General features: G+C 70.4%; 13 protein-coding genes. 7 read left to right on the forward strand and 6 right to left on the reverse strand.

The window, feature by feature from the left end; genetic code table 11:
* Positions 1 to 63: 63 nt before the first annotated feature.
* The 3 genes from CF165_RS26945 to CF165_RS26955 form a co-directional block, all read right to left on the reverse strand.
* Complete coding sequence (locus CF165_RS26945; RefSeq protein ID WP_093950370.1) at positions 64 to 711, reverse strand: response regulator; 648 nt, start codon at positions 709 to 711, stop codon at positions 64 to 66.
* Complete coding sequence (locus tag CF165_RS26950; RefSeq protein ID WP_093950371.1) at positions 708 to 1,937, reverse strand: sensor histidine kinase; 1,230 nt, start codon at positions 1,935 to 1,937, stop codon at positions 708 to 710. Before CF165_RS26950 ends, CF165_RS26945 begins: the two co-directional genes overlap by 4 nt.
* Before the next feature lie 116 nt (positions 1,938 to 2,053).
* The gene (locus tag CF165_RS26955; RefSeq protein ID WP_093950614.1) at positions 2,054 to 3,184 is read right to left on the reverse strand and encodes an ABC transporter substrate-binding protein; all 1,131 of its coding nucleotides are present in this window, start codon (positions 3,182 to 3,184) and stop codon (positions 2,054 to 2,056) included.
* Positions 3,185 to 3,848: 664 nt separating this feature from the next.
* Between CF165_RS26955 and CF165_RS26960 the strand changes: the two genes are divergently transcribed.
* From CF165_RS26960 to CF165_RS26980, 5 genes are all read left to right on the forward strand, one after another.
* On the forward strand, positions 3,849 to 6,065 hold the full coding sequence (locus tag CF165_RS26960) for an ATP-binding protein (protein ID WP_240521802.1): 2,217 nt from the start codon (positions 3,849 to 3,851) through the stop codon (positions 6,063 to 6,065).
* Positions 6,066 to 6,148: 83 nt separating this feature from the next.
* Entirely contained in the window at positions 6,149 to 6,721 is a 573-nt protein-coding gene (locus tag CF165_RS26965; protein ID WP_240521803.1) for an RICIN domain-containing protein, read from the forward strand.
* Positions 6,722 to 6,756: 35 nt separating this feature from the next.
* Positions 6,757 to 8,100 (forward strand): TolB family protein, encoded by a 1,344-nt coding sequence (locus CF165_RS26970; RefSeq protein ID WP_240521804.1) that lies wholly within the window; start codon positions 6,757 to 6,759, stop codon positions 8,098 to 8,100.
* A gap of 161 nt (positions 8,101 to 8,261) precedes the next feature.
* Positions 8,262 to 8,483, forward strand: a complete 222-nt coding sequence (locus CF165_RS53660) for a hypothetical protein (protein WP_093950375.1) — start codon at positions 8,262 to 8,264, stop codon at positions 8,481 to 8,483.
* Between the two features lie 20 nt (positions 8,484 to 8,503).
* The gene (locus tag CF165_RS26980; RefSeq protein ID WP_205660989.1) at positions 8,504 to 8,695 is read left to right on the forward strand and encodes a hypothetical protein; all 192 of its coding nucleotides are present in this window, start codon (positions 8,504 to 8,506) and stop codon (positions 8,693 to 8,695) included.
* A 155-nt stretch (positions 8,696 to 8,850) separates the two neighbouring features.
* On the opposite strand, the gene CF165_RS26985 is transcribed toward CF165_RS26980, so the two are convergent.
* Both CF165_RS26985 and CF165_RS26990 read right to left on the reverse strand, forming a co-directional pair.
* Positions 8,851 to 9,534: a response regulator gene (locus CF165_RS26985; protein ID WP_093950376.1), complete on the reverse strand. Its 684-nt coding sequence runs from the start codon at positions 9,532 to 9,534 to the stop codon at positions 8,851 to 8,853.
* Positions 9,531 to 10,730: a sensor histidine kinase gene (locus tag CF165_RS26990; RefSeq protein WP_240521805.1), complete on the reverse strand. Its 1,200-nt coding sequence runs from the start codon at positions 10,728 to 10,730 to the stop codon at positions 9,531 to 9,533. The genes CF165_RS26985 and CF165_RS26990 overlap by 4 nt, the downstream gene beginning before the upstream one ends.
* A 143-nt stretch (positions 10,731 to 10,873) precedes the next feature.
* On the opposite strand from CF165_RS26990, the gene CF165_RS52115 reads away from it, so the two are divergent.
* Complete coding sequence (locus CF165_RS52115) at positions 10,874 to 11,101, forward strand: hypothetical protein (RefSeq protein WP_205660990.1); 228 nt, start codon at positions 10,874 to 10,876, stop codon at positions 11,099 to 11,101.
* Positions 11,098 to 11,604 (forward strand): hypothetical protein, encoded by a 507-nt coding sequence (locus CF165_RS26995; RefSeq protein ID WP_240521806.1) that lies wholly within the window; start codon positions 11,098 to 11,100, stop codon positions 11,602 to 11,604. Before CF165_RS52115 ends, CF165_RS26995 begins: the two co-directional genes overlap by 4 nt.
* Positions 11,605 to 11,805: 201 nt before the next feature.
* Here the strand turns inward: CF165_RS26995 and CF165_RS27000 are convergent, their stop codons facing one another.
* Positions 11,806 to 12,594 carry an endo-beta-N-acetylglucosaminidase H gene (locus CF165_RS27000; RefSeq protein WP_240521807.1) on the reverse strand — a complete coding sequence of 263 codons (789 nt, stop codon included), beginning with the start codon at positions 12,592 to 12,594 and terminating at the stop codon, positions 11,806 to 11,808.
* Between the last annotated feature and the right edge of the window lie 4 nt (positions 12,595 to 12,598).

Here is a 12,598-nt window from a genome sequence, read left to right on the forward strand (position 1 = left end):
CGACCCGGTCCGATCCATCGAGCCGGTCGTCGGACTGACCGCAGGTGAGCGACGGCGCGGGTCTCAGGTGAGTTCCAGCAGGCCCCGGCGGACGGCTTCGGAGACGGCGGCCGCGCGGTTGTCGGCTCCGAGCTTGCGGTAGATGCGGACGAGGTGGGTTTTGACGGTGGCTTCGCTGAGGAACAGGGCTTCGGCGATGGCCCGGTTGCTGCGGCCGCTCGCCAGCAATCGGATGACTTCGATCTCTCGTGTGGTCAGGTCCGGGTCGGGGCTCACGACCTGGCCGACCAGGCCGTCGACGATCTCCGGGGCGAGGCCCAGGCCGCCGGTCGCGGCGCTGCGAACGGCCCGGAACAGTTCCTCGGGCGGCCCCGCCTTCAGCACGTAGCCCCGGGCGCCTGCCCCCAAGGCGCGGACGGCGTCGGCGCGGCCGGCATAGCTGGTCAGCATCACCACGGGCACCCTCGGTGCCGCGATGGCCAGCCGGCGGATGGCCTCGACCCCGTCGATACCTTGGTTCGCCCCTGCGAACCGCAGGTCCATCAGGACGACGTCCGGCACCAGCTGCCCGGCGAGCCGCACGGCGTCTTCGCCGCTGCTCGCCTCGCCGGCCACTTCGAAGTCTTCCTCGCCCTCCAGCAAGGCGCGTAGCCCGGCCCTGACCACGGCGTGGTCGTCCGCGATCAGCAGGCGCAGCCGCGCCGTGGTCATCGAACGCCTGCCGGGATCGCCGGACCGACCTGCGCGGGCACCATGGCCGTCACCCGGGTGCCCCGGCCCGGGGTGCTGTCGACGTCGAGGGCACCGCCGTGCCGGTCGAGCCGGGTCCGGGCGGCAGGGAGGCCGAGTCCGCGGCCGGTCCGGGAAGTCCGCTCGGCCGGGTCGAAGCCGGCGCCGTCGTCGCTGATCTCCAGTTCGACGAGGTCCGGGTGCCGGCGGAGGGTGACCTGCACGTTCACCGCGTGCGCGTGTTCGCGTACGTTCGCAAGCACGCTCTGGGCCACGCGGAACAGGGTGGCGGCGGTCTGTTCGTCCAGGGGGCAGTCCGCCGTGCCGACCACCTGGAACCGCACCTGGGCGGCCGTGCCGTCCTGGTGGGCGCGAGCGCACAGCAGCCGCAGCGCTCCGTCCAACCCGGACTCGCCGAGAGCCGACGGGGCGAGGTCGCGGATGACCCGGCGCGTTTCGGCGAGCTCGTCCTGGAGCCGGTCCACGACCTCCCGGACCCGGGCGCGTGCCGCGTCTTCCCGATCCGGCCAGTTCCGCTCGGTCGCCTGCAGCATCAGCACGCTGCCGGAGAGCTCCTGCACGAGGGAGTCGTGCAGGTCACGGGCGATGCGGGCGCGTTCCTCCAGCATGCCGGCGCGGCGCTGCTCTTCGGCCAGCACGTCGCGCGTGCTACGCAGGTCGTCCACCAGACGCTGCCGCTCGGCGGCGTTTCGCTGCTGAGCCCGGTGGAGCGCCAGGGTGGTCCACAGGGCCACCACCGGGACCACTGCCGCCTCCAGCGCGAACGGGCCGGCGGCCGCGACCTGCCTCCCGACGAGCACGACGGTGATCACGGCGACCGTGATCGGGCCCGCCCGGTGATCGAGCACGTGCAGGCCGGCATACGCCACGGGGACGGCGCACCAGACGTACGCGTCGGTCAGCGGTGCGGGCGCGAGCACGATGATCAGGGCCCAGAGGACCACCAGCGCCGCGACCCAGGCCAGGCCCCAAGGCGTGCTCAGGCCGCCCCGCCACGTCTGTCCCACGACGTAGACGACCGCGAGCAGCCCGCTGAGCGTGACGATTGCCCAGCACAGCGCCCCGTAAGCGGTGTCGAGCCGAATCAGGGCCACCCCGACGAGCGCGAAGAACGCCAGGTGCGCTCCACTCGTCAGCGCGAACCGGCGGTGGCGCGGCGGAACTCCGGTGAGGCCGAATCCGAGCACGACGGGTCTCCCGGCGGCAGGTGGTCCAGACGGATGATCATCACCATCCTAACCGCCGCGCCGGGACCGGCGAGGTGAAGTTCATCTCGCCCTGCAGGTCACGGCCTCGCGGCCGGCTACGCCCCCGGGTGCAGGCCGAGCCAGCCGGGGGTCGGAGCGCCCTGGACCTCGCCGAAGTACAGCGCGAACGTCTGCCGCCGGCGCTCCAGCTCGGCCCGGTCCGCCATGAACCGGGGGAAGGCGTCCACGTGCGCGTTCGGGTACTCCCAGATCGGCTTCAGCCCTGCGGGCGGCGTGACGTCGGTGCGCACGGACCAGCCGTTGAACGAGGACTTCTGGTTGTCGAGCGACAGCGCGAAGTTCAGGTACAGCTTGGCCGCGGCCGGGTGTTTCGCCTGGTTCAGGATCGCGGCCCGCTGTCCCCAGGCCATGAACGGGTGGCCGTCGGCGATGACCCACTTCACCGGCGACGAGGACGCGACCGCCGAGCCGGAGCCGCCGACGCCGATCGCCTTCAGTCCGCTGTTGACCGCCTCACCCGGCGAGTTGGTGCCGCGGGCGAACCGCACGTCCTGGGCGGCCAGCTTCGCCACCCAGTCCCATCCGTACGTCTGCGCGTACAGGGAGTAGAGGAAGAGCACCGCGTCGTCGTCGTTGGGGTAGGAGGAGGCGATCTTGCCCTTCCAGGCCGGGTCGACCAGGTCGAGCGGGGTCTTCGGACCGTTCGATCCGAGCGCCGTGGTGCTGTAGGAGTAGCTGAACGCGATCACCGTGACCGAGACCCACGCGGCCTGTGGGTCCCGGAAGCCGTTGTACAGCTTCGAGAAGCCGGCGGGCTTGTAGTGCATGAGGCGTCCCAACGCCTTCCAGCGGTCGAAGTCCTGCAGCGTCTGCAGCTGGACGACGTCGGGGACGAGCGTGCCCGTGGCCAGCTGGTTGTCGACGCGGACGTCGTGGTACTTGCTGTAGTCCACGATGTAGTCGAAGTCGATGGCCGGGAAGCGGTTCTTGAAGGCCGCCCGGACGCCGTTGCCCTGGGCCGCGGTGTCGCCGCCGGCGTAGACGACCAGCTTGCCGCCCTCGGCGATGGCGTCCTGGTACAGCTCGTCGAGGGACTTGGTCTCCTCACCCGCGCTCCCGGCTGGGGAGGCCGAGGCAGGAGCCGAGGTGGCCGCGAGCACGCCGAGGCCGAGTGCGGCGCCGGCTCCGGTGGTGAGGACACGTCGTCGGCTGAGTGAGTTCGACACGATGAGACCTTTCTGCTGGCAGGGGAAGATCGCGCACCCGACACCACGGGCACTGTCCACTTTGGCGCTCCTGCCCCACCCGCCGCGTCACCCGGAAGCTGCGGTCGGGCGCGGCGACGGTCGAATTCACGTTCAACCGAACGGTTGAACGGCTCGTCTCGACGAGGGTCGCCGTGCCTTTCCCGGCCAGGTCACGACGATCTTGCGGTTGCTCGTGGGTTGACGAACGTGATCTCTGTGCCCACCGGGACTGTCAGGTTCTGCGGCGACATCGCCGTCTGCGCCACCGTGTTCTCCATCGCGCCGGGTCGCCCTTCGGGATGCCGGCGCAGGCAGGCCGCTGCCGACGGCGAACACCGCAAGGTACTGCTCGCCGCCGATCTCGTAGCTGATGCCGTTGCCGTTCAGGTCCGACGTGCCGGGTACTCGTGAACGCCTCCGCGCGCGTGGCGGTGAGGCGACGATGACACCGGGCTCGCCCACATCGCGCACGGACCTCGACGCGCTGTTGCTCCAGCCGGGCCGTCTCTCATCGCTCATGCTATGCCCGATTTGTCCGGTCGGGAGGGCGAAAACGTCCACTTCGCTCAAGAGCCGGCTTTGCCGGTGACGAGTCCTGGGAAGCGAATCGCGGCGCTTCCGCAGCCGTCTTTACTATGTGGCGGTGCACCGGGGGCAGATGGCGTTGGCCGAGATGCTGGCAGGGCTGCGGAGCAGCCGCGGTCTCTCGCAGGAGCAGTTGGCGGAGCTGAGCGGGATCAGCGTCCGGGCGATCGGGGAGATCGAGCGGGGCGCCACCCGGCGTCCGCAGCGCGAAACACTGCGTGCGCTCATCGGGGCGCTGGGCCTGACGCCGGAGGAGCAGGAGGCGTTCGCCCGGACCGCCCGGACGGCGCCGCCGCCGGACACCCGCCGCAGGCGGACGGCGGCCCGCCCGGCGTTGCCCGCACCGGTCACCTCGATCGTCGGCCGGGCCGACGATCTCGCCGCGGTGCTCCGGCTGGTCCAGGATCCGCCGGTGCGGCTGGTCACGATCACCGGCACGGGCGGGGTCGGCAAGACCCGCCTCGCTCTCGAGGCCGGCTGGCGGGCGGCGAGCCGGTTCGAATCCGTGCACGGCCTCGACCTGAGCGCCCTGCGGGACGCCGACGACGTCCCGCAGGCGCTGGCCGAGTCCCTGCGGACGCCCGACCCGGCCACGCTGATCGGCGACGGGCGATGGTTGCTGGTGCTCGACAGTTTCGAGCACGTGGCCGCGGCGGCCACCACCGTGGCCACGCTGCTGGCCGGGTGCCCGGGGCTGACCGTCCTGGTGACCAGCCGGTCGCCGTTGCGACTGCGGGGGGAACACCTCTGGCCATTGGGCCCATTGTCCACTCCGGACAGTGACGACCCGGCGGGCCTGGCCGGCAACGCGGCCGTCCAGCTGCTGGTCGAACGCACCGCCGCGGTCCGGCCCGGGTTCGCGCTCACCGGGGACAACGCCGTCGCGGTCGCGGCGCTGTGCCGCCGTCTCGACGGCCTGCCGCTCGCCCTGGAGCTGGCCGCCGCGCGGCTGCGCATCCAGGCACCGGCCCAGGTGCTCGCCCAGGTCCGCGACCTGCACGGCGACACGGTGGACCTGGCCGACCGGCATGTCAGCCTGCGCCGCACGGTCGAATGGAGCACGCGCGGGCTCACCGATCCCGACCGGCGGTTGTTCGGCCTGCTGGGCGCGTTCTCCGGCGGCGCTGACCCGGTCGACGTCGAGGCCGTGCTGGGCGCACCGCCGCATTCGCTGGCGACGCTGGCCGCGCACAGCCTGGTCACCGTCACCGAACGGGCCGGCTATCCGCGGATCGGCATGCTGGACACCATCCGAGAGGTCGTCGAGGACCAGCTCACCGGAGCGGGCGATCGCGACGCGCACGCCGGGCACTTCCTGCGCCTGGTCCGCGATGGCGATCCCCGGCTGGGCGATGAGCAGGACAACGTACGGGCCGCGATCCAGCAAGCCGTCGACGCCGCGCCGACCCTGTTGTGCGTGGAAACCGTGCGCGCACTGACCAAGCACTACGTGGCCCGGGGGCGGTTCGCCGAGGGACGGCGGATGCTCACGGGGGTGGCCGGTGCCGCGCTCACCGAGCAGGCCCGGGCGTGGGCGTGGCACGGCGCCGCGGTCACCGCCAACGAGAGCGGCGACCCGGAGGTGGCGCTGGCTCTGGCCGCATCCGCCGCCGAGGCGTTCGGCGCCGACCCGGACGGCCGGGCCGCGACGCTGACCCTGATCGGCAACGCCCACAAGTTCGCCGGCCGGTACGACGACGCCGCGGCCGCGTACACCGGCGTGCTGGACCAGGCGAGGACCATGGGCGACGCGCGCCGCGAGACGATCGCGCTGAACAACCTGGGTGCGCTGGCGCACGACCGCGGCGCGTTCGCCGAAGCGATCGGATATCACGCCGCTGCGCTGCGCCGTAAGCGCGAGCTGGGCGACCGGCGCGGCGTCGCGGTGGCTCAGCTCAACCTCGGCGCCGTGCGGAACGACACCGGCGACCACGCCGGCGCGGCCACCCTGCTGACCGAGGCCGCCGCCACGTTCGCCGCTCTCGGCGAACCGGGCTCGGAGGCCTTCGCGCTGGCCCTGCTGGCCCAATCCCAGGCAGGCCTGGCCCGCTGGGACGACGCCACCACCACTGCCCGGCGGGCGCTGGAACTGGCCCGGCGGGCCGAACACGCCCAGGCGACCGGGCTCGCGCTGCTCGCCCTCGGCGAGACGGCCGCCGCCGACGGCGACGCGGGTGGCGCCGCCCGGCTGTTCCGCGAGGCGCTGACGTTCCCCATCGGCCTGCCGGATCAGGCCCGCGTCCGCGCGCACCCGGCGATGGCCGCGGACCGCTGATCGGCGGGAAACAGTCCGGTTCTGCCGACTTTTCCGCCGGTTCCGCCTGGAGCCGGACGTGGGGTGATCCCTAGGGTTCGCGCATGCTTCAGCTACCTCGCGTGATCCGCACCGCCGTGCTCGTTCCGCTCGCGACCGCCGCACTCGTGCTGGCCGGTGCCGTGCCCGCGCATGCCGACCACACCATCTACCCGCCGGTGAGCGGCGACGTGCTGGCCTGGTGGACCAATGATGCCAGCTGGATCGGCGGCCTCAAGTGCCTGCAGGTCGACAAGGGACGTCTCGACGACTTCGCCCCGGTCGACCAGTTTTCGTGCCAGTACGGCAACAACCAGCGATGGCGGATGGGACAGGCCACCGACGATCCCGCCGTGTTCTGGCTCCAGAACGTGCGCACCGGCAAGTGCCTGGACGACTACGCCTACGGAATGAACCAGGGAAACCCCATCATCCAGTACACCTGCCTCGTCGGCACGAACCAGCAGTGGCGGATGCTCTGGGACAACTACTACGGCGTCGCGGAGTTCCAGAACGTGAACAGCGGCCTGTGCCTTTCGGTGGACGGCATCAACACCGACAACTACCGCCGGTTGGTGCAGAACCCCTGCTACGGCTTCGTCAACGAACGGTTCCAGCCGGTCCAGCCGACTCGGTGAACCTCGGTTTTCTTTTTGAGCAGAGAAAGGCAATGATGAGAAGTCACAGAACCGGCCGCGGCACAGTCGGACTCGCCCTCTGCGCGGCGACCATCGCGGCGCTGGTACCGGGTGGCACGGGTGGCACTGCGGACGCCGCCACCGTGGCCTCCACCACGTTGATCAGCGTCGCCGTCGACGGCAAGCCGGGCGCCGGGGCGAGCGGGGAGCCGTCGGTGTCCGCCGACGGACGGTATGTGGCCTTCAGGTCCTCGGCCCGGAACCTCGTCGGCGGCGACACCAACGGAGTCGACGACGTGTTCGTGCGGGACCGGGTGGCCGGGGTGACCACCCGCGTCAGCGTCGACCGCAACGGTGCCGAGGGGAACGGCGCCAGCTGGGCACCGTCCATTTCGGCCGACGGCCGTTACGTCGCGTTCGTGTCGGACTCGAGGAACCTGGTTCCGGGCGACACCAACGTGTTCCGGGACGTGTTCGTCCACGACCGGTTGATCGGGTGGACGAGCCGGGTCAGCGGCGGGTTGCTGGGCGCGCCCGGCAACGATGACAGTCTCCATCCGGCGATCTCGGCCGACGGGCGGTTCATCGCGTACGACTCGTTCGCCGGCAATCTCGTCGCCGGCGACACGAACCGCGTCCGGGACGTCTTCGAGTACGACCAGCAGTCGGACCGTACCGTCCGCGTCAGCGTCGATTCGAGCGGCATGGAGGTCAGGGGCGCGAGCCAGCTGCCGTCGATCGCGGCCGACGGCCGCTACGTCACGTTCGAATCCGACGCCACGACCCTGACCAGCTCCGACACGAACCAGGCGACCGACGTGTTCGTGCACGACAAGCTGACCGGGCTGACCGATCGGGTGAGCGTCAACGCCCACGGTGACCAAGGGCAAGGCGCCAGCAACTTCTCCACGATGTCGGTCGACGGGCGTTACGTCGCCTACCAGTCGGCTGCGGAGAACCTGCTGCCGAATCCGGGGGACACCAACGGCAAGGTCGACAACTTCCTGGTCGACCGGCAGACGTCGACGGTCACCCGGCTGAACGTCCTTTACACGGGCGGCCAGGACAGCGACGGCACCACCCAGGGCGTCCGGCCGTCCATCGCGGCCGACGGCCGGTACACGGCGTTCGACTCCTTCGCGTGGAGACTCGTGCCGTTCGACCGCAACAGCGTGGGGGACGTGTTCGTCCGTGACCGCGACACCGCGACCACGACCCGGGCCAGCGTCGCCGGGAACGGCGCGGAGGGCAACGGAAACTCCGCGACACCGTCGATCTCGGCCGACGGCAAGCACGTCGCGTTCCAGTCCGTCGCCACCAACTTCGCGACCGGCACCGACATGTGGACCCCCAACGTGTACCTGCGCGACCTCGGCTGATCCTCCGCCTGCCGGGGGAGGACTCGTGAGGGGCGATGCCGGTTCTCAACGGCGTTGCCCCTCACGAGAGCCGGGGATCAGGACGTCGTCGGCGGTGAGCCCGGACTTCACCTCTTCCGGCCACACGTCTCCGGGCACCGGTCCATCATCGTGCCGCCGATATGGACGGCCAATCGGATTTCCGCTACTCGACGAAGAACTCGATGAGAGCGCGGGCGATCTCGCCGGGGGCGTTCTCGGTGGGAATGTGTGTCGCTCTCGGCCTGCACCTCGTCCGTTCCGACCACGGCGCGGCCTACGCCGCCCAGATCGCCCGGAACATGGTGCTGCCGCCACACCGGGAGAGCAGCCGGCTCCAGTACGCCACCCAGCCGCCGAGCTGACCGGACCGCGGGCGCTCGACATGACCGACGTAGCCCAGGAGTTCTCCGAGGCACTCGACCGCACGGTGACCTATGTGGACGTCCCCATGGCCAAGCTGCACCGCGCGAACCGTTACGACAGGGCGACCGCCGACGTCGAACGCATCACCGGGAAGCGGCCCCTGACCGTCGAGGAGTTCGTCGCCGCCCGCAAGGACTTCTACCTCGGCTGACTGACACAGAAATCTCAGGCGGAGGCGGCATCACCGAAGTCGCGGCCGGGCACGTCGACCGGCGGCCCCGACCGCAACTGCATGGGCGACACGTCTCGAATCCCGCTGCGGCCAGGTGGGTGAGCCGGCGCGTCCGGAGAACGCGGCGAACCGCCCTACCGTCTGCGCGGCACGAGTCCGGCCTCGAAGGCGATGATCGCCAGGTGGACGCGGTCCCGAGCCTCGAGCTTGGCGAACAGGCGCGCGACATGAGTCTTCGCCGTCGCCGCGCTGATCACCAACCGCTCGGCTATCTCAGGATTCGACAGGCCCTGTCCGACCAGTGCCAGCACCTCGCGCTCCCGGCCGGTGATCTCCGCGATGAGACCTGTGTCCGCGGCGGGCTCGGTGTCCGGTTCGGGGGCCGCGGGGCCGGAGGTTCCGGCGAAGTCCGCGATCAGCCGTCGGGTCACGCTGGGCGCGATCAACGCGTCGCCGGCCGCCACCACGCGGATCGCGTCCAGGATCGCGTTCAGGGCCATGCTCTTGAGCAGGAATCCGCTGGCCCCGGCGCGCAGCGCGCCGTAGACGTACTCGTCGTCGTCGAAGGTCGTCAGCACCAGCACCTTGGGCGGGTCCGGCTCGGCGGTCGCCTGCCGGGTCGCCTCGATCCCGTCCATGCCCGGCATCCGGATGTCCATCACCACCACGTCCGGCCGCAGCTCACGCACCAGACGCATCGCCTCGCGGCCGTCGCCGGCCTCGCCGACGACCTCCAGATCGTCGGTGTCGCCGATCAGGATCGCGAGCCCGACCAGCATCAGCGGCTGGTCGTCGACCAGCAGCACCCGCACGCTCATGCCGGGAGCCTCGCCGCTACCCGGAATCCGCCCTCCGGACGCCGGCCGGCGCTGAACTGGCCGGACAGCAACTTCGCCCGCTCGCGCATGCCGAGCAGGCCGAAGCCGCTCCCGCCGGGCGCCGTCGAGTGCCTGGGACGGCCCGGCCCGCCGAGACCGTCGTCCACCACCTCGATCGTCACTCCCTCCGGCTCGTACCCGACCGCGACCCGGCACGTCCGCGCCCCGGAATGCCGCACCACGTTCGTCAGCGACTCCTGGATGATCCGGAACGCCGACAGTTCGATCTCCGGCGGCAGTGGACGCCGCTCGCCCTGCCAGGTCACGTGGACCCGCACCCCGGCGTCGGCCGTGTGTTCGGCGAGTTGCGGGACGTCGGCCAGGCTGCCGGCCGGCGCCAGCGGAGCGGCCTGCGGCATGGCGTCGTCCGGCTCCGCGCGGCGGAGCGCCCCGAGCATGCGCTGCAGCTCGAGCAGCGTCTGGCGGCTGGTGGTCTCGATGCCGGTCAGCGCCTGCCGCGCCTGCTGGGGCTTGGTGTCCACGACCCGCGCCGCCGCGCCCGACAGCACCGTGATGATCCCGATGCTGTGCGCGACGCTGTCGTGCAGTTCGCGGGCGATCCGCAGCCGCTCGGTGATGACGGTGCGGGCCGCGGTCTGCTCGTGCAGGGCTTCGAGGTATTCACGGCGTTTGCGATACACCCCGCCGAAGACCCACGCGACCGCGAACCACAACGCGTACTGCCCGGCCCACTGGGCCGTGTCGCCGATGTTCTCCCCGGGGTAGACGTGGGTGTTGTTGACGAAAACGGCCGCGACGGCCGCGACGGAGCCGACGGCGGCAGCCTTCGGCCGCCGGACGGCAAGGTGCCCGCCCAAGACGACGAGCACGACGAACACGGCCTCGGACCGCATGCCGAAGAGGTAGCCGAGGATCGATTCGCCCAGGATCGCCGCGAAGACCGCGGCCGGCAGACGGCGCATCAGCAGAACCGGAAGGGCGAGCACGACGCACAGAACCATCATCTGGAAGGGCCCGAGGCCGGGAAACCGGAACAGGCCGTCGTGGTCCGGAACCCGAGCGATCGACCAGCAAAGCGTCACCGCGTAGAAGCAGGCGGTGGCCAACACCACGGCTTGTGACATCAGCCATGTCACGCGCTTCGATGTCGAGAGACGCTGGAGAAGCTCTTCCATGCGGAGATCGTATTCAGTGGCGTCGGCTCCGCGCGTCGCCCCGGGGATGTACGCGCCGGTACACCCCCGGGCCGACGGCCGGGGGAACGGTGACATCCACCGGCCGACGCGACGGAGGGCATTCTGTTCGTAGGTTCGTGACCATGACGAACGCACCGATGACCGATCTTCGCGGCACGACGAAGAAATGCGACGGCGGCCCGCCCGCGCCGGCCGGTGTGACCTGGCTCTGCGACCCGCTCAAGCAGGTCTGGGCGCCGGTGGATGCCACCGCAACGAACCCGTCGCTCGAGCGCCCCGCACCTCACGTCCTGGCCGTGGCCTGTCCGGCATCGTGCGCCGCCACATCGGCGAGTTCTCCCCGGGCATGAAGCAGCGCCCGGAATGTCGGACCACCAACCCGATCGAAGCGCTCAGCAGCGCTGACCACGCGCGCTGGTCGGCGGTGCCGGACAGACCCGGTACCCGAAGCCCGCGACGTCTCGGCAGGGCCTTTGCCGTCGCAGGCCTGATCATGATCCCGTGGGTTCTCTACCTGTCGATGTCTTTGCCGAAGGAGGCGATGGACAGTCACTGGGCCCTGGGCTGGGTCGGTCTGGACAGTTGCGAGGCACTGGCCTTGTTCGCCACCGGTCGATTCCTGAGGCGGGCGGATAACCGCTGCACGCTGACCGCCACAGCGGCCGCTGCGCTTCTCCTGACAGACGCCTGGTTCGACGTTACCGCGGCGACACCCGGGGGCGAGCTGGCTATCGCGATCGCGATGGCAGTATGCGTGGAAATTCCCGTCGCCATCGTGTGCGCCGTCTTGGCCTTGCGGCTGATCCGCCACCCATTCCCGCAGTCCGAAACCGCTGAACAGGAATCACTGTGAACGCGGGAGCCTTGTTCCTGACCAAGACAGATTTGGACTCGATGCTCGCGTCCAGTTCGGCGATAGCCGGCCTCGGCAGCCGAGGTGGCTAGTTCGTGTGCACGGCGTCCTTGCCGTACAGGGGTTTGGTGAAACTGGAGATGTAGGTGTGTGCGTCGGCGGCGCCGAGGTTGTAGGTCAGGTACACGCCGTAGCCTTGGCTCACGGTTCGCTGGGCGAGGCTGGCGGCGGTGCTGGTGGATGTCGCTGCGATCTGGACTGCCGCAGGGGAGAGCCCGGATTTGGGGAGGGCGATGTTCGGTACGCCCAGGTGCCGTAGTAGGGGTTCCAGGCGTAGTTGAACTTCGAAGTGATGTCGGTGCCGCCGTAGGACGGCCTTGAGGCTGCCGGGCCGATGTTGTACAGCGAGATCAGCTTGGTGGGCATCGCCGCGCGCAGGGCCGTGACGAGGTGGACGAAGGAGCCGGCGTTGGGCTGGCCGGTGCCGTTGTTGCCGTATTCGGAGTATTCGTCGTCGAAGTCGATGCCGTCGAGCCCGTACTTGGTCACGGTGTCGGACAGCTGTTTGGCGAAGGCCGCGGCCGCTTGCTGGGAGGGGAAGTTGGCGAACCCGGCGCCCTGGTGGTTGCCGAGGATCGACAACATGACCTTGATGCCTTTGGCCTGCAGCGGGCGGACTTGGGTGCTCACGTTGTCGAGGACGTTCTGCACGTTCGGGTTGAAGTACAAGTACGCCGACTTCGTCGCGGTGTCGTAGTTGATGTTGGCGGCGAAGATGACGCCGATGTCGAACACGTTGCCGCCGCCCTGAGCGAGCGCGTACTTGCCCACGTTCAGCATGCTGTTGTTGTTCACCTCGACGTAGGCCACGGTGATCGGCCCGGTCTTGCGCGGCGCGGCGGACGTACTCGCCGCACTCGTGCCTGTCACCATGGCGGCCAAGAGGGCGGCGCCTGCCAGCGACGCGCTGATCCGACCAAGTTTGACCACGGTA

Source organism: Amycolatopsis vastitatis (assembly GCF_002234595.1).
In the GTDB taxonomy this organism is placed as follows: Bacteria; Actinomycetota; Actinomycetes; order Mycobacteriales; family Pseudonocardiaceae; genus Amycolatopsis; species Amycolatopsis vastitatis.

Bases quoted from the DNA above. Each gene is read 5' to 3' on its own strand.
- CF165_RS26995 (WP_240521806.1), top strand. From the start codon at position 11,098: ATGAAGCAGCGCCCGGAATGTCGGACCACCAACCCGATCGAAGCGCTC.
- CF165_RS26965 (WP_240521803.1), top strand. From the start codon at position 6,149: ATGCTTCAGCTACCTCGCGTGATCCGCACCGCCGTGCTCGTTCCGCTC.
- CF165_RS26980 (WP_205660989.1), top strand. From the start codon at position 8,504: ATGACCGACGTAGCCCAGGAGTTCTCCGAGGCACTCGACCGCACGGTG.
- CF165_RS26990 (WP_240521805.1), bottom strand. From the start codon at position 10,730: ATGGAAGAGCTTCTCCAGCGTCTCTCGACATCGAAGCGCGTGACATGG.
- CF165_RS53660 (WP_093950375.1), top strand. From the start codon at position 8,262: ATGGACGGCCAATCGGATTTCCGCTACTCGACGAAGAACTCGATGAGA.
- CF165_RS26945 (WP_093950370.1), bottom strand. From the start codon at position 711: ATGACCACGGCGCGGCTGCGCCTGCTGATCGCGGACGACCACGCCGTG.
- CF165_RS26970 (WP_240521804.1), top strand. From the start codon at position 6,757: ATGAGAAGTCACAGAACCGGCCGCGGCACAGTCGGACTCGCCCTCTGC.
- CF165_RS52115 (WP_205660990.1), top strand. From the start codon at position 10,874: ATGACGAACGCACCGATGACCGATCTTCGCGGCACGACGAAGAAATGC.
- CF165_RS26985 (WP_093950376.1), bottom strand. From the start codon at position 9,534: ATGAGCGTGCGGGTGCTGCTGGTCGACGACCAGCCGCTGATGCTGGTC.